18 protein-coding genes are annotated in these 18,410 nt (G+C 68.4%); 9 read left to right on the forward strand and 9 right to left on the reverse strand.

What is annotated here, in order from left to right; translation table 11 throughout:
- Position 1: 1 nt before the first annotated feature.
- The 4 genes from ACGGKE_RS15700 to ACGGKE_RS15715 all read right to left on the reverse strand — a co-directional run bounded on the left by ACGGKE_RS15700 (position 2) and on the right by ACGGKE_RS15715 (position 4,463).
- Positions 2 to 1,615 (reverse strand): PepSY-associated TM helix domain-containing protein, encoded by a 1,614-nt coding sequence (locus ACGGKE_RS15700; protein WP_394442884.1) that lies wholly within the window; start codon positions 1,613 to 1,615, stop codon positions 2 to 4.
- Complete coding sequence (locus tag ACGGKE_RS15705) at positions 1,612 to 1,929, reverse strand: hypothetical protein (protein WP_394442887.1); 318 nt, start codon at positions 1,927 to 1,929, stop codon at positions 1,612 to 1,614. The genes ACGGKE_RS15700 and ACGGKE_RS15705 overlap by 4 nt, the downstream gene beginning before the upstream one ends.
- Complete coding sequence (locus ACGGKE_RS15710; protein WP_394442890.1) at positions 1,926 to 2,201, reverse strand: hypothetical protein; 276 nt, start codon at positions 2,199 to 2,201, stop codon at positions 1,926 to 1,928. Before ACGGKE_RS15710 ends, ACGGKE_RS15705 begins: the two co-directional genes overlap by 4 nt.
- Positions 2,202 to 2,276: 75 nt before the next feature.
- Positions 2,277 to 4,463 carry a TonB-dependent siderophore receptor gene (locus ACGGKE_RS15715; RefSeq protein ID WP_394443126.1) on the reverse strand — a complete coding sequence of 729 codons (2,187 nt, stop codon included), beginning with the start codon at positions 4,461 to 4,463 and terminating at the stop codon, positions 2,277 to 2,279.
- 353 nt (positions 4,464 to 4,816) lie between these two features.
- Between ACGGKE_RS15715 and ACGGKE_RS15720 the strand changes: the two genes are divergently transcribed.
- Positions 4,817 to 5,062, forward strand: a complete 246-nt coding sequence (locus ACGGKE_RS15720) for a hypothetical protein (RefSeq protein ID WP_394442892.1) — start codon at positions 4,817 to 4,819, stop codon at positions 5,060 to 5,062.
- A gap of 71 nt (positions 5,063 to 5,133) precedes the next feature.
- Here ACGGKE_RS15720 and galB read toward each other — a convergent pair whose 3' ends face one another.
- The 3 genes from galB to ACGGKE_RS15735 all read right to left on the reverse strand — a co-directional run bounded on the left by galB (position 5,134) and on the right by ACGGKE_RS15735 (position 8,905).
- On the reverse strand, positions 5,134 to 7,776 hold the full coding sequence (gene galB / locus ACGGKE_RS15725; RefSeq protein WP_394443128.1) for a beta-galactosidase GalB: 2,643 nt from the start codon (positions 7,774 to 7,776) through the stop codon (positions 5,134 to 5,136).
- Between the two features lie 155 nt (positions 7,777 to 7,931).
- The gene (locus tag ACGGKE_RS15730; RefSeq protein WP_228165290.1) at positions 7,932 to 8,195 is read right to left on the reverse strand and encodes a hypothetical protein; all 264 of its coding nucleotides are present in this window, start codon (positions 8,193 to 8,195) and stop codon (positions 7,932 to 7,934) included.
- A 38-nt stretch (positions 8,196 to 8,233) separates the two neighbouring features.
- The gene (locus ACGGKE_RS15735; protein WP_394442895.1) at positions 8,234 to 8,905 is read right to left on the reverse strand and encodes a DUF4197 domain-containing protein; all 672 of its coding nucleotides are present in this window, start codon (positions 8,903 to 8,905) and stop codon (positions 8,234 to 8,236) included.
- A gap of 143 nt (positions 8,906 to 9,048) precedes the next feature.
- On the opposite strand from ACGGKE_RS15735, the gene ACGGKE_RS15740 reads away from it, so the two are divergent.
- The 8 genes from ACGGKE_RS15740 (at position 9,049) to ACGGKE_RS15775 (ending at position 16,118) form a co-directional block, all read left to right on the forward strand.
- Positions 9,049 to 9,915 carry a 2-dehydro-3-deoxygalactonokinase gene (locus tag ACGGKE_RS15740; RefSeq protein WP_394442898.1) on the forward strand — a complete coding sequence of 289 codons (867 nt, stop codon included), beginning with the start codon at positions 9,049 to 9,051 and terminating at the stop codon, positions 9,913 to 9,915.
- The gene (locus ACGGKE_RS15745; RefSeq protein ID WP_394442900.1) at positions 9,912 to 10,544 is read left to right on the forward strand and encodes a 2-dehydro-3-deoxy-6-phosphogalactonate aldolase; all 633 of its coding nucleotides are present in this window, start codon (positions 9,912 to 9,914) and stop codon (positions 10,542 to 10,544) included. The genes ACGGKE_RS15740 and ACGGKE_RS15745 overlap by 4 nt, the downstream gene beginning before the upstream one ends.
- A gap of 135 nt (positions 10,545 to 10,679) precedes the next feature.
- Positions 10,680 to 11,759 (forward strand): sphingomyelin phosphodiesterase, encoded by a 1,080-nt coding sequence (locus tag ACGGKE_RS15750; RefSeq protein WP_394442902.1) that lies wholly within the window; start codon positions 10,680 to 10,682, stop codon positions 11,757 to 11,759.
- Positions 11,756 to 12,919, forward strand: coding sequence for a hypothetical protein (locus ACGGKE_RS15755; RefSeq protein ID WP_394442903.1), 1,164 nt, complete (start codon positions 11,756 to 11,758; stop codon positions 12,917 to 12,919). Before ACGGKE_RS15750 ends, ACGGKE_RS15755 begins: the two co-directional genes overlap by 4 nt.
- 73 nt (positions 12,920 to 12,992) lie before the next feature.
- Positions 12,993 to 13,823: a hypothetical protein gene (locus ACGGKE_RS15760; protein ID WP_394442905.1), complete on the forward strand. Its 831-nt coding sequence runs from the start codon at positions 12,993 to 12,995 to the stop codon at positions 13,821 to 13,823.
- 164 nt (positions 13,824 to 13,987) lie between these two features.
- The gene (locus tag ACGGKE_RS15765; protein WP_394442906.1) at positions 13,988 to 14,287 is read left to right on the forward strand and encodes a ketohydroxyglutarate aldolase; all 300 of its coding nucleotides are present in this window, start codon (positions 13,988 to 13,990) and stop codon (positions 14,285 to 14,287) included.
- The gene (locus ACGGKE_RS15770) at positions 14,284 to 15,795 is read left to right on the forward strand and encodes a PepSY-associated TM helix domain-containing protein (protein WP_394442908.1); all 1,512 of its coding nucleotides are present in this window, start codon (positions 14,284 to 14,286) and stop codon (positions 15,793 to 15,795) included. Before ACGGKE_RS15765 ends, ACGGKE_RS15770 begins: the two co-directional genes overlap by 4 nt.
- The gene (locus tag ACGGKE_RS15775) at positions 15,792 to 16,118 is read left to right on the forward strand and encodes a DUF3325 family protein (protein WP_394442910.1); all 327 of its coding nucleotides are present in this window, start codon (positions 15,792 to 15,794) and stop codon (positions 16,116 to 16,118) included. The genes ACGGKE_RS15770 and ACGGKE_RS15775 overlap by 4 nt, the downstream gene beginning before the upstream one ends.
- A 4-nt stretch (positions 16,119 to 16,122) precedes the next feature.
- Here ACGGKE_RS15775 and ACGGKE_RS15780 read toward each other — a convergent pair whose 3' ends face one another.
- Positions 16,123 to 17,490, reverse strand: a complete 1,368-nt coding sequence (locus ACGGKE_RS15780) for an ATP-binding protein (RefSeq protein WP_394442912.1) — start codon at positions 17,488 to 17,490, stop codon at positions 16,123 to 16,125.
- A complete protein-coding gene (locus ACGGKE_RS15785) occupies positions 17,487 to 18,215 on the reverse strand; it encodes a response regulator transcription factor (protein ID WP_394442914.1) in 729 nt (242 codons plus the stop codon). Before ACGGKE_RS15785 ends, ACGGKE_RS15780 begins: the two co-directional genes overlap by 4 nt.
- Positions 18,216 to 18,410: the final 195 nt, after the last annotated feature.

Genomic DNA, 18,410 nt, shown 5'->3' on the forward strand with positions numbered 1-18,410 from the left:
TTCAGGCTTCTCCCGCCACCGGCGCCGTGTCGGGCGCGCCAAGAGACGGCTCGCGCCGATCCGACCAGACGCTGTCGCGCGGGCCGGTGCGCGCCCGGTGCCGCGCCGCCTTCGCCGACCAGAGCAGGGCCACCGCCAGCAGCAGCGCGACTCCGTCGACCAGCATCAGGGCGGGCGCGTCGTACCAGGCGGCGCCGGCGATCAGGCTGGCGAGCGGCACGCACAGCATCGCCACCGCGCCCAGCACCGACAGTTCGGCACCGGCGCGCGCCGCGCCCCGGGCCAGCGCCCAGAATGTGGCCAGCAGGAACAGCGCATAGTAAATGGCGCTGTGCATGCCATAGCTGGCATGACCGCCCAGCAGCTTGGCCGCCGCCAGCGTCACCGAAATACCGGCAACGCAGCCGAGCGGCACGCCGACCGTCAACGCGCCCAATATCCGGGTGGCGCGCGTCTGGTCGACAGCGCCGCCCTTGCGCTCCTTCCTGCGGCGGGATTCCACCCAGAGAAGATTGCCGGTGTAGAACAGGAAGGCGCCGGCCAGGCCGAGCAGGAAATAGGCCCAGCGAATCGTCGCGCCGCCGAAATTGCCGAAATGGAGCGCGAAGAAGCTGGTGATCGTCGCCGACCAGCCATCCTGCATGCCGGGCATATAATCGGTCCCGGTGATCGCGCCGGTCTGCGGATCGACGCCGGCCATGCCGTAGCTGGGCGCGCGCACACCATAGCGATCGTCGCTGCCCTGCACCCGCAGCGCCGGCAGCCCGCCGCCACCGCTTCCATAGACCAGCGTTTGCGGGGTGAAGCCGGGCGCCTGTTCGCGCACGCGCGCGACGATCTGCGCCGGGGTCAGCGCGGCGGGCGGTGGCCCTTCTGCCGGCGCGGCCATGGCTGGGCGGCCGCCGCGCTCGCCGCCGCCAAAGGCCATGCCCTGCGCACCATAGAATTGGTCGTGGAAGGCGAAGACAACGGCGGTGAGCGCCATGATGATGTGGAAAGGCAGGCTGAAAAGGCCCAGCACATTATGCAGGTCGAGCCACATGCGCTTGACGTTGCGGCCGATGCGCAGCGCGAACAGATCGCTCACCAGACTGGGGAGCAGCACCACCAGGCCGGAAACGAGAGCTATCACGTACAGCAGGGCGATGCCGCCCATGATCGGCATGGAGATTTCATGATCGAAGGGCAAGCCGACCTGCTGATGCAACACGTCGATCAGCTGCGCGACCTCCGAGGGACCCTGCGTCACCACCTGCAGCGCGCCGTCGGGCGCCAGCGCGGCATAATAAGTGGTGCCGCCATGATGATCCTCCGGATCGCGCACGGTCCAGCTCATCCGGGCGGGGTGCGCGGCGTCGGTGCGAAGATGGATTTCATAGCCTTTGGCGGCTTCGGGATGGGCGGCGATCGCCTTGGCCACCAGTCCAGGCGTGCGATCGAGCGACGGCGCGGGAGCGAGCGCCGGCGGCGGCGAGGCCCAGCGCTGCAGCGGCAGCTCGAACATGGTGAGCGCCCCCGCATAAAAGGCGATGAAGAGGCACAGGCCCGAGAGGATGCCCACCCAGCCATGGACTTCCTTGTACATTTTCACGACATCGGTCGGCAGCTTCATCATCCCAGCCCTCCCATCAGCAGCACCGGCGCCCAGACCAGCAGATTGGCGGCGGCGAGCCAGAGCCAGGCGCGCAGCGACGAGCGGAACAGGAAGCAGAAGCTGAGCGTCAGCGCCCAGATCGGGCCCATGAGCCACATGGCGAACTGCCCCTTGGTCGAGAAAAAGGCGTCCTGGATGCCAGCGGCGATGCGAAACAGCCCGGCGCAGCCCAGCGCCAGGGTGAAGCCCAGGATGAAGGCGGCGGCCGTCTTGCCGAACCAGTCGCGGCTCGACAATGGGCGGCGGAGCGCTGGGGGAGCGACCGGGGCCTTCATCTTTTCCCCTCCGGCGCGCCGCGGCGCCAGGCGATGGCGATCGGCACCACCGACCAGATCGTCATCAGGATCGTCAGCAGGATGAAGATGGCGGTGGCGGGACCAGCCCAGCCCAGCAGCAGCATCGTCCCCAGCGCCAGTAACAGCGCGCCGGCCCAGCCCAGCAGCCCGGGCCGGCAGGGCAGCGCCCCCCATTTCTGGTGGGGCGCGGCCAGGTAGAGCAGCACAGCGGCGACCGCAGCGCACAGGCCGCCCAGGATCGCGCCGATCATGCCGTCCTCTCCTTGGCCCTTGGCCCGCTCATCCTCTTCATTCGTTCCCCCTCCCCAAGGCGAGAAAATGCCGGCTTACCAGCGGAACTGCAAGCGCGCGGTGAGGCTGCGCCCCTGCCCATAATAGCAGGCGGACACGGCGGTGCAGGTCGCGACATAGCGCTTGTCGGCGATGTTGCGCGCGTTGAGCGACAGGGTCGCGCCCTCCAGGGCCGGCAGGCTGCGGCCCAGATCATAGCGGACGAACAGGTCGAACAGCGTATAATCGGGAATGGCGAGGCTGTTGGCGGTGTCGCCGAAGCTCTTGCCTGTGTAGCGCGCGCCGCCGCCGAAGCCGAGGCCAGCAAGCGCCCCGGCCTCGATCGTCTGGTTGACGAACAGCGATGCCATCCATTCGGGCACCTGCGGCAGTTCGTTGCCGACCTGCCCGGCGGTGTTGCTTTTCGTCACCTTGCTGTCGCTGCGCGTCGCGGTGGCGATGACGGCCATGCCCCAAGGCAGGGTCGCTTTGCTTTCGAATTCGATGCCGCGCACCCGGCCCTCGCCAGTTTGAACGATACAGGTCGACGTGCCGCAGAGCAGGTCGGCCTCGTCCGATCCGGCCGGCAGGTCGGCCAGGGTCGCGGGCGTCGTCATATTCTGCTGCGTGATCTGGTAAGCGCCCAGCGTCACATAGATGTTGTCGCCGCTCTGATAGCGCAGGCCCACTTCATATTGCTGGCCGGTCGTCGGCTTGAACGGCTCGCCTGTCAGGCTGGTCGACGGATCGCTGACCTGCGGCAGGAAGCTTTCGGCATAGCTGGCATAGGGCGCCAGGCCATTGTCGAACAGATAGACCGCGCCCGCGCGCCAGGTAAAGGCGTCGCTCTTGGTGATGTAGCGCAGGTCCGTGACCGGATTATAGGTGTCGTCCTTGGCCCAGTCCTGCCGTCCGCCCACGGTGACCCGCAGACGGCCGATCTTGATCTGGTCCTGAAGGTACACGCCTTTCTGACTGCTGACTGTTTCAGTATAGACTTGCGGGGACAAATTGGCAGCATAGCTGCTCGATCCGCGCGGCTGCGGATCGAATATGTCGAGCAGCGGCAGCACCCGGGAGGAGGCGACGAGGTCGCGATAATGCTCCCATTCGGTGTGGAAATAATCGAATCCGGCCAGCAGCGTATGTTCGATCGGGCCGGTTGTCACCTTCGCTTCCAATTGCGTGTCGGTGGCGATGCCGTCGCTTTCGCCCACGCCCTGCACCGCGCGGCGGCCGATCGTCTGGCCGGGGATGCAGCCGGCGATCGTCGCCGGGCAAGTGGTGAGCGTATTCCCCGACAGCACGACGACGCGATAGATGGTGTCGAGATGCGTGTAGCGGCTGTTGTTGCGCAGGGTGATCGCATCATTGAACTGATGCGAGAAGAAGGAGCCGATCAGATATTGGTTGCGATCGAACGTGTTCCAGCCCGGTTCGCCCAGATTGGCGTCATTGGCGATATAGCCGCCATTGCTCTTGTAGAGCGAGCCGAGCGCGGGCAGGAACTGAAAGGTCGATCCGCCCTCGTCGCGCTGATACTGGCCCAAGATCGTCCAGCTGGTGCGGTCGGTCGGCTTCCAGCTGATGCTGGGCGAGATATAGCGCCGGCCGATCTTCACATCCTCCACCTGTGTGTCGCCATAGCGCGACAGGCCCACCAGCCGGGCCGAGAGGGTGGAGCTGATCGGGCCGCTGATGTCGGCCGCCGCCTGATAATTCCAGTTGTTAAGGTCGGTCGTGCCGATGCCCTGCAGCATGAAATCGGCCTGAAATTCGTCGGTCGGACGCTTGGTGACGATGTTGACGACGCCGCCCGGCGCGGTCTGGCCATAGAGCGCGCCAGAGGGGCCCTTGAGCACCTCAATCTGTTGCAGCGCGTAGGAATCAAAGCCCGGCCGCGTCCACTGACCGCCCGAGGGCAGGCGCAGGCCGTCGACGAAATTATTGTTGGACGAAAAGCCGCCGGCGCCAAAGCCGCGTACCGACACTTCATCGACGCGGCTGTCGATGCCGAAGGATTCGGCCTGGACGCCCGCGGTATAGGCCAGCGCATCGGCGATGCTGGGCGAAGCACGCAGTTCGATTTCCTCACGGCTGATGATCGAGATTGCCTGCGGCGATTCGATGATCGGCGTCGCGCTCTTCGTGGTGGAAATGGCGGCGGACCGACCGGTGGCGGTCACGATGATGACGTCGGAGTCCCGCTCCGCCTCGGGCGCGGTCTGGGCGTGCGCCAGCATCGAGGTGCCGGACAGAAGCATGGCGGTGAGCGTCGCGATAGTGCGCATGTGAGTCCCCTTTTCTCGTTGGGCGCTCCGCTAATGCGAATCCGTCTCAATCGCAACCTTAAAGCTGTTTCTCCTCATTGCAGCATTTTTGCGAATAGCACTGCGCTGATGCCGGTAGCGATGGCCGGTTTCCCACTAGTGGGCAAGAATTCCCAACAGTCGGTATCAATCGCGCGCGGCCATCGGGCTGTTCGCGACCAGCGCCGTGGAAAACCGCGCTTTCCGCGGTGTTGGCACAGCCCCTGCAAAGCGAATGACACGATCCACCAAGGGTCGTGACAGACATCAGGGAAGGAGATTTCGTCATGAAGAGCATCGTCATCGTTTCCGCCATCGCCCTCACCGCGCTCGCCACCCCGGCGCTGGGACAGCCCGAAGGCACGTTCGGCCGGGCCAAGGTCAGCTATGACGCCAAAACCGACAGCTATTGCTTCCGCGAAGCGCGCCCTGGATCGCTGGTGCCGCACACCGACTGCCGCAGCAAGGCGGAATGGGCCCAGGTCGGCCTGACGATCAGCCACAAGACCACCGTGCAGATGGCCCAGCGTTGAACGGCTACAAGCCCGGCGAGCGGAGAAGCCGCTCGGCCGGGCTCCGCATGCTTCCTCGCAGGGCGGCTGGCTCAGCGGCTCGTTACGACGACCTGTGCGCTTTCCAGCCCCTCCGCCTCGGCGCGCAGGACGATCCGGCCGGCTTCGCCCGGCCTGGCGCGCACGATCGCCAGCGCCAGCCCGTTGAAGGCCGCGCGCTGCGCTGACGGAAAGGCGGTGAGATCGGTCGGATCGCCATTGTCGGTCGCGACGATGTCGCCCGGCCCCTCAATCGAGAAGCGGATCTGCGGCTTGGCCGACGGGACGACGCCGCCATCCGTGTCCACCACCTTCACCGTCACGAAGGCGAGGTCGCGGCCATCATCGGCGATGATGGACCGGTCGGCGGTCAGCGACAGGCCAGCCGCGTTGCCCACCGTGCGGACCGTCTCGCTCGCCCAGGGCTGCCCGTTTTTCCAAGTGTCGACCCGCAATTCGCCCGGCGCATAGGTCACATAGTCCCAGCGGAAGCGATATTCATAGTCGCGCTTCTTGATCCTGCCCTGGGATTTGCCGTTGACGAACAGTTCGGCTTCGTCGGCGGACGAGAAGACATGGACCGGCGTCACTTGCCCCTCGCGCCCCGGCCAGGTCCAGTGAGGCAGGATATGCGCGAATTTGAGATCCGGCCGCCAGCGCGACTGGTAGAGCCAGTAGCGGTCCTTGGGAAAGCCGGCGAGATCGATGATACCCGAATAGGAACTGCGCGACGTATAATAGGGTGTCGGCTCGCCCAGATAGTCAAAGCCCGTCCAGACGAATTCGCCCGCGACATAGGGATGCTGGTCGTCCGCGGCCCAGACCCGGTCGGGCGATGATCCGAAATCGGCCGCGTGCAGTTCATAGGCGCTGACCTGGTGCGTATCGGGATTGCCGCCCGACCAGGGCCGCACCGGTCCGCTGATCGCGCCGGCGACCGGGAAGAGATATTCGCCCCGGCTGGAAAGAGTGGAGGCGGTTTCGGTGCTGAGGATCAGCTTGTCGGGAAAAGCGGCGCGGAAGGCGGGATATTGGCCGACGATGCCGCGAATGCCCGCGCCCTGATAATTGAGGCTGATGACGTCCATGACGCCGGGCAAGGGCATGTCCGCCTTCGCGTAGTTCATTGCGCTGGTGGCAGGGCGGGTCGGATCCTCCTCATGCGCGATGGCGACCAGTTCGCGGCCGATCCGGGCGCCAGCCTCGCCATCATATTGCTCGCCCACCTCATTGCCGATGCTCCACAGGATGATGGAGGGATGGTTGCGGTCGCGCCGCAGCATCGCACGCGCATCCGCCTCGTGCCAGTCGGGGAAGATCAGGTGGAAGTCGTGCGGCGTCTTCTTCTTTTCCCAGCTGTCGAACACCTCGTCCATGACCAGGAAACCCATGCGGTCGGTCAGCTCCAGCAGCTCGGGCGCGGGCGGGTTATGGCTCATGCGGATGGCGTTGGCGCCCATGTCGCGCAGGATTTCGAGCTGGCGCTCGGCCGCGCGAACATTGAAGGCAGCGCCGAGCGCGCCCAGGTCATGATGATTGTTGACGCCGCGCAGGGGAACAGGCGCGCCATTGACGATGACGCCCTTGTCCGGATCGAACCGCACGTCGCGGATGCCGAAGCGCGTTTCATAGCTGTCGACGACGCGGCCGCCCTGCGTCACGGTGGAAACGGCGACATAGCGGTTGGGCGCTTGCGTAGGTGGCGGACCCCACAGGCGGGGATTGGACAGGATCGTGCTGCCCTGAAGCACCGCCTTGCCGCCCGGCGCGATGCTGGCCGATTGCCGCGCGATGCTGGCGACCGCGCGCCCGGTGCGCTTGCCGGCCGCGTCGAGCGCGTAGAGGCTGGTCGCGACCTCCACCTGCGCCGCGCGATCGCCGTCATTGTCGATCGTCAGGCTGACGTCGATGCTTGCCCTCTCCTTGCTGACCTGGGACGTGCGCACAATGCTGCCCCACTGGCCGACATGGACCTTGTTCGTGGTGGTGAGGAAAATGTCGCGATACAGGCCGCCGCCCGGATACCAGCGCGCCGAAGCCTGCGGATTGTCGAGGCGGATGGCGAGCTGGTTGCGGCCGCCGGGCACCGCATAGGGCGTCAGGTCCAGGCGGAAACTGTTATAGCCATAGGGCCAGCCGCCGACCAGTTGCCCGTTGAGCCACACGGTCGCGTAGGACATCGCGCCTTCGACATCGAGGAAGATCGACTTGCCCCGATCGCTGGCGGGGATGTCCAGGCTCCTGCGATACCAGCCGATGCCCCAGCTGGGCAGGCGGCCCATGCCGCCATAGGGACCGTCCTTGATGAAGGGGCCGGCGATCGCCCAGTCATGCGGCAGGTCGACTTTCTGCCAAGCGCTGTCGTCGAAGCCCGCCTGCACATAGGCGACCGACCCGCCTGGATTGCCGGCCGGGCGGACATGATGGCGCGCGGGATCCTTGATGAAGGGGTTGGCGCTGGGAAGGATCCAGGGCTTGAGCACGCGGGCGCCCGCATCGTCCACCGCGACCGCAGCGTCGGGACGGGCGTCGGCGAGCTTGCCGTCATCGGCATCCTCGATGGGCGGGCGCACATCGTAGCGCAGATCTTCCTGCAGGTCTACCGGATCCCCCTTGGTGAAGCGCCAGTCGCGGCTGATCGAGACGTTCTCGCGCGCGTGAGCGGCCGGAGCGGCCAGAACGAGCGCGGCGAGCAGGATCGCGCCGCCTTGCCGAGCCGCCGGGTTCCAAGACGACAGCGAAGCCGACAGATGCACGATGATCCCTCTCCTTATATGGTAGCGTTATCATCCTTGTGCCGCATCTTCGCCGCACACGCAACCCCGCGCGCCTTGAGCGCGTCGCGCCAGGCTCAGTGCGTCTCGCGCTTCAGCCGCTCGGCCAGCGCTTCGATCTCCTCGGGCTCCAGCAGCCAGGTGCGGGTCTTGCGCCCTTCGCGATGGACGGGCTGGGTCAGCAATACGCGGGCTTGGGCGCGGGCATGGGGCTTGTAGAGGCCGAAATGCACCGCGCAGTCGCGGATCGTGCCGATCAGCGGCGGCTTGCCGTCCAGGTCGATCATGGTCGCGGGCTGATCCCAGGGGATGGACGCGACGCCGGGAAATTTCTGTTCCATGCGTCTGCGTCACCATGGCCCGGCGACGAAATCAAGACCTAACCGAGCAGGGCGATCAACACCGGATCGCCGGTCGCGCGGGGATCGCGACGGATTTCCGCTTCTTCCCGCCCGATCGCGCGGAAAATGGCGTCGCCGATCTGGTTCGACAGATTGTCGGCGAGCGCCGCATAGTCGCGCCCGCCACTGGCGGACAAGGCGGCCGAGAGCATTTCGAACATGTCCGACCGCAGCGCGCGCGATGCGCCGGGAAGCAGCGCATCTACCACCGATCCCCGCGCTTCGCGGGCGAGCAGGTCGGTCGCCGCGGTGGGGCCGCCGCGCAGCACCGAGACAGCATCGGCCAGCGTCATGCGCTGCACCGCATCCATGACGATCGGCGCGGCATTGTCGGCCAGATCGACCGCGACATCGTTGAGCGCCATCGCCACCCGGTTGCGCACGGCATTGGTGCGCAGCAGCGCGGACAGGACGGCGCCGCCGTTTCCGCCGCCCAGGTCCGGCGGGGTGATGCGCGTCAACTGGTCGTCGTAGAAGCCGCCGGGTTCGGTCAGCCGCGCGAAGGCGCGCTCGCTCGACAATTGCAGCAGCCGGCGCACGGCCTGTTCGACGGTATAGCGGCCCATCGGCGTCGCGCAGGCAGCGAGCGGCAGCAGCGCCAGCGTCGCGATCAGGGTGCGCCGGTCGGAAAGAGCGTGGGTCGGCGGCATGGCGTGTCTCCCTTCATTGTCCGGCCGGGGCGATGAACCTGGCCGCTTTGACGCAAGCTGAACGCGCCATCGGCCAATGCGTGCCGGCTATGTGCACCAACCGGGCGGTTGCCAAATCGGCAGGCGCGATCTACTCGGACAATATGAGGCAGCAGGACTTCATCGCCGTCGACTGGGGCACGACCAACCGGCGCGCCTATCGCATCCGCGCGGGCGCGGTGATCGACAGCGTGCAGGACGCGCTGGGCGTGACCGCGGTGCCGGCCGGCGGCTTCGAACAGGAAGTGGCGCGGCTGCGCGCAGCGCTGGGCGACGCGTCGATGCTGCTGGCGGGCATGGTCGGGTCCAATCGCGGCTGGGTGGATGCGGGCTATGTGCCGACCCCCGCCACGCTGGAGCAGCTGTCCGCCGCCATGGTCGCGCCTATGGAGGGCGTGCGCATCATTCCGGGCGTGCGCCACGTCGCCGAAGGGCGCGGCGACGTGATGCGGGGCGAGGAAGTGCAATTGCTGGGCGCCATTTCCGCGGGGCTGGCGCCGCCCGACGCGCTGCTGTGCCAGCCGGGCACGCATTGCAAGTGGGCGTGGATGCGCGATGGCGCGATCGCGCGCTTCGTCACCGCCATGACCGGCGAGATGTTCGCGCTGCTCAGGAAACATGCGCTGATCGGGCAGGAAATGACGGGCGAGGTCGTGCCGGGCGACGCCTTTGCCGACGGCGTGCGCGACGGCGCGCGCGGCGACCTGCTGGCGTCGCTGTTCGGCGTGCGCCCCGCCAGCCTGCTGGGCCTGCGCGCGCAGGCCGACGCCGCCGCCTATGTCAGCGGCCTGCTGATCGGCGCAGATTGCGCCGCCCATGCGGGCAAGGACATCGTGCATCTGCTCGCCGATCCGGCGCTTGGCGCGCTTTATGCCTGCGCGATCGAGCAGCTGGGCGGGCGGGCGGTGCGGATCGACAGCCATGCCGCCTTCATCGCCGGCGCAACCCGCCTCTGGGAGAATCTGACATGAGCCTCGATTTCGCAACCGCCTTCGCGCGCTGTCCGCTGGTCGCGATCCTGCGCGGCGTGCGCCCGCACGAGGTCGAGCCGATCGGCGACGCGCTGGTGGCCGCGGGCTTCACCCTGATCGAAGTGCCGATGAATTCGCCCGATCCGCTCGACAGCATCCGCCGGCTGGCGCGGCGGCTGGAGGGACAGGCGCTGGTCGGCGCGGGCACCGTGCTAACGCCCGATCAGGTGCGCGCGGTGCAGCAGGTGGGCGGGCGGCTCATCATCTCGCCCAACAGCGACCTGTCGGTAATCGCGCAAAGCGCGCAGGCGGGGCTCGTCTCCATGCCCGGCTATTTCACGCCGACCGAAGCCTTCGCCGCGGTGCAGGCCGGGGCGAGCGCGCTCAAGCTCTTCCCCGCCGAGGCCGCGACCCCCGCCGTGCTGAAGGCGCAGCGCGCGGTTTTGCCCAAGGATCTGCCGATCCTGGTCGTGGGCGGCATCAATCCCGACAATATGGCGCCCTGGGTCGCGGCGGGCGCGAACGGCTTTGGCCTGGGCTCGGCGCTCTACAAGCCCGGCGCGACGGCGGCGCAGGTGGGCGAGGCCGCGCAGGCGTTCCTGGACGGCTGGAACGCCACCCAAGGCTGACGCGCCGGCGCGGATGATGACAAAGCGGTGTCCTTTTCGTGAAGGGCGCCGACGCTGAACTTTCATCGGCCTGCCACCTGCCTTTCGCCATCCTGACCCACAGCCGCTCTAAGGCCGGCGCTGGGGGTTAGGGTCATGCTGAAGTCGCTGCGCATCATCTTGTTTGCGAGCCTGACGGTCATGGTGGCGACCGGGACGACCGGCAGCCGACCGCTCAGCCTTGCGCGCTTTCAGGATATGGGCGTCGTCGCGCCTTCGGCCGACGATCCGCTCAGCGTCATGACCTATAATGTGCGCGGCCTGCCCTGGCCGATCGCCTGGGGCCGGGCCGACGCGCTGGCGCAGATCGGCGACCGGCTGGCGGCGCTGCGCCGCGCGGGGCGACAGCCGCATATCCTGCTGCTGCAGGAAGCCTTCACGCCCGAAGCCAGGGCCATCGCGGCGCGCGCGGGCTATGCCCATGTCGTCGCCGGGCCGGACAGGCGCATGCGCGGCCCCGCGCCCGTCAATGCGCAGGATCGCGCCTATCTGGCGCGCGTACGCTGGGACCGGGGCGAAGCGGCGGACAAGCAATTTGGCAGCGGCCTGCTGATCCTGTCCGACTATCCGATCCTGAGCGCCGCGCGCCTGGCCTTTCCGGCCCATGCCTGCGCCGGTTTCGACTGCCTCGCCAACAAGGGCGCGCTAGTGGCGCGGCTGGCGGTGCCGGGCATGGCGCAGCCGGTGCATGTGGTGAACACGCATCTCAACGCGCGCAAGGCGGCGGGCGTGCCGATCGCCCGGTCGCAACGCGCCTTCGAACGGCAGGTCGATCTGCTGACGCGCTTCGTGCGGGCGCAGGTGCCCGAAGATGCGCCGCTGATCCTGGGCGGCGACATGAATATCGGCCGCGATCCGGCGCGGCAGCGCGCCTTTTTCGGACGCTGGGCGGACGCGGGCATGGGCTTCGTCGCGCCGCAACTGGGCGGCGCGCTGCGCGCGCAGGCCCCGTTGCCGCAGGAGCAGGCGGCGCTGGCGGCGACGGCCGAGCGCGGCAAGGACTGGCTGTTCGCCCGCGACGGCGCGGGCCGGCCAATGACGGTCGCGCAGGCGCGGGTGCCGTTCGGCGCAGCGCCCGACACCGCGCTGTCGGACCATGTCGGCTATATGCTGCGCTACGCGCCGGGAGCCGACCGAGTGGCGCTGGCGGGCCTCGCGACGGAGGCGCGGCCATGATCGGGCGGATCGCCGGCGCGGCGCTGCTGGCCGGGTTCTGTCCCGCCGCGCAGGCGCAGATCCATTCGATCGACCAGACTGCCCGCTTCTCGCTGAAGCCGCCGGTGCGCATGACGCTGCTGCGGCCGGACGATCGCGCCGCCGCCCGGCCGGCCGGGCTGGACCTGCGCCAGACCCCGCCCCCGCGCGAGGAGGCCTCGGTCGATGTGCGCGTGGTGCGGCAGACGCTGCAATTTTCGCAGCAGCGCGCGAGCGGAACGCCTTCGACCGGGCCGATCGCGCCGCATCTGTCGCGCACCCGCGTGCGCACCATACAGGTCGAAGGACTGCTGCCGATCGACGAACGCGCGCGCCTGCGGCTGGGCTGGACCGGCGCCAAATATAGCAACCGCAACGCCAATGTGACCGCCGCCTACAGCAACGCCAATCTGCGCGCCAAGGACTGGTTCCAGCCCCATGCCGCGCTGCTGTGGTCGGCGCGCGCCGACCTGGCGCTGCAGGCCGGCTATGATGAGGCGCTGCTGGGCTATGCCGATGTCGGTATGAGTGGGCCGCTGGCGCTGACGCGCGAGGATTTCCGTCGGGTGCAGGCCATGTTGCGACCCGAGCGGCACCGGCGGATGCGGGTCGGCGCACACTGGACGGCGGCGCCGGGGACGAGCATCGGCATCGACCTGTATGGCGGGCGGCTGGACGACCGGCTGCTGTTCGGCGCGGGTGGCGCGCTGCCCGTCAATCACGGATCGGCCGATGTGCAGGGCGGCGTCATCAGCGCAAGCCGGCAGCTTGGCCCGACGATCCGCTGCGCGCTGCGCTATGCCCTGGCGCGGGTCGACCGGCTGGGCGGCAGCGCGGGGCAGGAAGCGCAGCTTGCGGCCGAGGGCCAGTGGCAGGCGGGGCCATGGCGCGCCAGCCTGCGCGCCGCGCGATCGAGCGCGCCTGCGCTGCTGACCGGCGCCGATGCGGACGATCGGGCGCTGCGCCTGTCGGCGGCGATCGCCTACCAGCCGCCGCGCGCGCCCGGCATGACGCTGGCCCTGCGTCTGGCCGATCCGGACCGGCTGGCGAGCAGCAGCTTCATGGGGGAAGGGACGCCGCTTGGCCTGCGCGCGCAGGACCAGGCGCGCAGCCTGCTGCTGTCGGCGAAGCTGGCGCTGTGAACGCGCAAGCCCCTGCCATTTTTCTGTAGCCTTGGGCCCCTATCGCTCACCGCTTCATGACGGGAGCAGCAGCATGGCGGGTCGCCTGACGTCCATCCTCATCCTTTGCGCGGGCCTGACCGGCAGCGCCATGGCGGCCGCCCAGCAGGGGTCCGACGCCCCGTCCCCGCCGCCTGCGCCCGTGGTCGCACGCCTCCCCGCGCCCGAAGCGCATCAGGGCGTCGCGTCCGACGGCGTTCATCTCTACGCGATCGACAATGACCGGATCGGCAAATATCGCCTGCGCGACGGCCAGCGCGTCGCCAGCTGGCAGGGCGAGCGACGGCTGTTCCCGCACATGAACAGTTGCACCGTGGCGGGCCGCGAACTGGTCTGCGCCGCGTCCAACTATCCCGCCGTGCCGCAGACCAGCGCGGTCGAGTTTTTCGATCTTGCCACGCTGCGCCATCTGCGCACCGTCAGCCTGGGCCTGGGACCCGGATCGCTGACCGTCATGGACCGGCATGACGGCAAATGGTGGGCGGTGTTCGCCAATTATGAGGGCAAGGGCGGGGAGCCAGGGCGCGACTATCGCCATACGCTGCTGGTGCGGATGGACGACCAGTTCCGGCAGGAGGCCGCCTGGGTCTTTCCCGCGGAGGTGCTGGCGCGGTTCGCGCCCAAAAGCTGTTCAGGCATGAGCTGGAGCAAGGACGGGCGGCTCTATGTCACGGGTCATGACCGGCCGGAAATCTACGAACTGGCGCTGCCGGAGGCGGGATCGACGCTGGAGCTGCGCCGCACCATCGGCTTCGCCTCGCCCGGCCAGGCGATCGACTGGGATCCGATAAAGCCCGGGCTGCTCTGGTCGATCGACCGGGCGCGCAACGACATGATCGGCAGCCGGATCGACGCCGGGCGCTGAAGCAGCCTCTCAACCTGCTAATGCGATTGACTCGCATGTCCTGATTGGCCTATCGAGCGCGCGGATCGATCGCTCGAAGGAACCCGCATGTACCGTCACCCGCGCCTCCTGCCAGGCTCGACCAGCCTGTCGGCGGCGCTGCGCCAGAGCGGAGGGGCGTGACGATGACCGTCAAGCGGCGGCAGGAGGGTTGGCGCTATCGCGGCAATGTGGCGCTGCGCGTGCTGGCCGGGTCGGTCGGGGCCTATCTGGTCATGGCGCTGACGGCGGCGCTGCTAGCCCGGACACTGCCGATGAGCCGGGTCGAGGCCGTCACCACCGCCACCATGATCGCCTATCTGGCGGCGCCCGCCGTCACCATCTGGGCCTTTCTGGCGCGCGGCCCTTGGCGCGCGCTGGCCGGCATCGCGCTGGTCGCGGGACTGCTGGCGCTGGGCGCCTGGGCCGCGGGGCAGCCGGCATGAGCGCCCTGCCATCGGCGGCGGTGCGCGAAGGGATGCGCCAATGCATGGCCTGGCTGCATGGCTGGACCGGGCTGTTGCTGGGCCATGTGCTGTTCCTCATGTGCCTGACGGGCACGCTCACCGTGTTCAAGGCCGAGATCAGCCGCTGGATGCGGCCGGAAACGACCGCCTCCGCCGCGCCCGCCGACGCCATGGTCGCGGCGACCCGCTGGCTGGAGCGCAACAGCAGCGGATCGACCGGCTGGTTCCTGACCGCGCCCGATGACCATCAGAACGCCGTCCAGGCGACCTATGACGGCGCTGGCGGCTATGTGACGCGCGCGCTCGATCCGGTCAGCGGCGCGCCGGTCGCGCGCGAGACGCTGGGCGGCGAATTCTTCTACCGCTTCCATTTCGAACTGGAACTGCCCTATCCCTGGGGGCGGCTGCTGGCGTCGCTGGCGGGGATGATGATGCTGACCGCGCTGGTCACGGGGATCATCGCGCACAAGCGCATCTTCAAGGACATCTTCACCTTCCGCCCGACCAAGGGGCAACGCAGCTGGCTCGACGGTCATAATGCGCTGGGCGTGCTCGCGCTGCCCTTCCACATCATGATCACCTTCACCGGCGTGCTGACGCTGGCGTCGCTCAACCTGCCCTGGGGGATGGCGGCAGGCTATGGCGCGGACGTCGCGACCCTCTACAGCGACCTGACGCCCGGATCGGTGACGCGCCCGGCGCTGGGTGAAAAGGCGCCGCTGGCCCCAATCGCGCCGATGCTGGCACACGCGCAGCGCCATTTTGGCGGCGCGCCGATCGGCCGCGTCTATGTCTTCAACCCCGGCGACAAGCGAGCGGTGGTCGTCGTCTATCCATCAGACCAGACGGCGATCGGCTATATGCCGGGCGAAATCAGCTTCGACGGCGCGACCGGCGCGGTGCTGAAGGCCTGGACCGAAAACCGGCCGGCGGTGCGCGCCTATCAGACCGTCTATGGCCTGCACATGGCGCGCTTCGCGCCGGAGCTGACTCGCTGGCTCTATTTCCTGGGCGGCGCAATGCTGACCATGGCGATCGCCATCGGGATGGTGCTGTGGATCGTCAAGCGCCGCGAGCGCGCGCCGCTGTCGATCGGCAACCGCATCCTGGAACGGCTGAACGTGGGCCTGCTGACCGGAGCGCCGATCGGAGCGGCCGCGTTCCTGATCGCCAACCGGCTGTTGCCGCTGGGCCTGGCGGATCGCGCGCAGGCGGAGGTGTCTGGCGCGCTGTGGAGCGCGGGCGCGGTCGTGGTAGTCGGACTGGCGCTACGGCCCACTATTGGTTGGCCGGTGCTGCTGGGCGCGCTGGCGGTGGCCTGCGCCTGCGCCGCGCTGCTGGGCCCGATCTGGGCGGGGGGCCCCGTGATGGTGACGATCAACCTCATGCTGCTGGGCGTCGCTCTGGCGCTGACGCCTGTGATCCTGCGCCAAACCAGGCGGCTGAGCGCGCCGATGCCGCTGCGCCGGCGGATGGCGCCGGCATGATCGCGGCGGCGGGCCTTCTCTATCTTGGCCTGTTCGCGATCGCCGCGAGCATGAGCCGGCACCGCCGGGCGCTCGCGGGGCCCTGGCACCAGCCAGCGACCGCGCCGTTGCTGGCGCCGGTCGGCTGGTGCCTGATCCTGGGATCGCTGCTGGCGATACTGCCGCACTGGCAGGGGGGCGTCGGGCTGGTCAGCTGGATCGGGCTGCTGCCACTGATCGGCGGGACGTTGCTGCTGGGGCTGAGCTATCGGCCGCGCTGGCTGGTCCATGGCGCGGCGGCGGCGGTGCTGCTCAGCCTGGCCGGCGCGCTCAAGGGCGCCTGAGCGCTCAACTCTTCATCTCGATGGTCGCGATGACGCCGCCTTCGGGCGCGTTGCGCAGTCGCACCGACGCTTCGAAGCTCATCGCGAGCGATCGCGCGATGGTGAGGCCGATGCCGGTGCCATGACGCCCCCCGGGCTGGCTGCTCGGCCCGCGGGTGAAGGGCTCGAACATCTGGTCGATCTGGTCGGCCGGAATGCCGGGGCCGGAATCCCGCACATGGATCATCAGCCGCCCGCTCGAGCGCGCGCAGCTGATGTCCGCGCCGCCGCCATATTTGACGGCATTGTCGACCAGATTGGCGATGCAGCGAGTAAGCGCGTTGGGCTTCACCCGCACCGTGCCGCCGCAGCCGCTGACAAAACGCACCGGCGCGCCCAGATCCTCGGCATCCTCGGCCATGCTGGCGAGCAGGGAATCGATGTCGATCACCGACCATTCCTCGCGCGATTCAGTGCTGCTGGCGAGATCCAGCCCTTCGCGCACCAGCGTCTGCATCGCCTGATGATCGGCCAGCAAGCGCTCGCGCAGCTCGCCATTCTCGACCAGTTCCAGCCGCAGCCGCATGCGCGTGAGCGGGGTCTGGAGATCATGGCTGATCGCCGCCAGCAGCTGCGTGCGCTCGGCAAAGCCCGCCCGCGCCCGCCGCTGCATGAGGTTGAAGGTGGAGAGGGCGGCGCGCACTTCCTCCGGTCCCCGCTCGGGTATCTCCTCGGGATCGAGCGAGAGGGAAAAGGCCTCCGCCGCGCGCTCCAGCCGCCGCAGCGGCTTTGCCACCGACCGCGCGACCAGAATGGCGAGCCCTGCCGAGGCGACGATGATGACGAGCAGGTAGAGGGGGTTGAAGATGGTGCTGGGCGGCTTGGCGAGGCGCGGGAAGCTCAACGCCATGGCCCGCCGCGCACCATGCCGGTCGGTGAAGCGCACCACCCAACAGTCCGGGCGGGGCGCGTCGATGATGCCGGCGGCGCGTTCCTTGTCGCCGCGGCTGGGGAAGCAGAGCCCGGCGGGCACCTGCCCCGCTTCGGGCTGTGACGATGCGCCGAGCCGCTCCGACAGAATGGATTCCAGCTCGCCGTCGGTATCGCTCAGCGCGACGCCCGCCGGCGCCATCGCCGCCCCGACGATGCGATGATTGGCCATCATCGCTTCCACCCGCGCGGGATCGCGCTGCAGCCGGTCGGCAATGTCGACCGCGCTCGCCACCACGCGGGCGCGGCGGATGCGTTCGAAATCATGATGCCGCGCCTGTTCGGCAGCCAGCAGCGCGATGATCGCCGCGACCGACATGCCAAGGGTCAGGATGAGGAAGATCTGCCCCGCCATCGTCCCGAAAAAGGCGCGGATGCGCGCCAGCGGTTGCAGCCGCGTCATAGATGCTCGACCCCGCTGGCGAGCACATAGCCTTCGCCCCGCACGGTCAGGATCAACTCGTCGCCGCCCTCGATGGTGGCGAGCTTCTGGCGCAGCCGGCTGACCTGCAGGTCGATCGAGCGATCGAAGGCGGCGGTGGCGCGGCGTTCGGGCACCAGCGTCTCGCGCGAGAGAACGACATTGGGCTCCTCGATGAAGCGGGAGAGGAGGCGAAATTCGGCCGACGACAACATCACCAGGCTGTCATCGGGCGCGACAAGACGCCGCTGCTGCAGGTCCAGCCGCCAGGGACCGAAGCGCGCGAAGCGCGCCGCCGCCGGACGCGCGGCGGGATCGCTGCGCCCGCGCCGCAGCAGGTTGCGGATGCGCACCAGCAGTTCGCGCGGCTCGAACGGCTTGGTCAGATAGTCGTCGGCACCCAGTTCCAAGCCCAGCACCCGGTCGATGGCGCTGCCGCGCGCCGTAACCATGATGATCTGCACCTCCGCCCCGTCGGCGCGCAGTTCGCGGCACAGCATCAGCCCATCGCCATCGGGCAGGTTGAGGTCGAGGACGATGAGGTCCACCGCCTCCTCGCGCAGGATGCGGCGCAGGTCGGCCAGACTGGAAGCGGCGAGCAGGCGATAATTTTCCTGATGCAACTGGCCGATGATGAGGTCGCGAATGTCCGCATCATCATCGACCACCAGCACGGTGGCCGGTCGGGCAGGGGATGAATCCAGCATGGCGCCCCTCCTACCGCGTCGCACGCCCAAAGTCTGCGCTTCTTCGCACGCGATACAGGCTGATACAAAGCGATACGCGGCAGCGCGGCGACGCAACAGATGGAGCGCAAGCGAAAACAAGTCCCACTATGACGTGACGCGCAAAATATCGAAGAGAGCGCGGTCGGCCATCCCCCTGATGCCGACGCAAAGCGG

The sequence above is a fragment of the Sphingobium naphthae genome (assembly GCF_043589935.1).
Classification (GTDB): Bacteria; Pseudomonadota; Alphaproteobacteria; order Sphingomonadales; family Sphingomonadaceae; genus Sphingobium; species Sphingobium naphthae_A.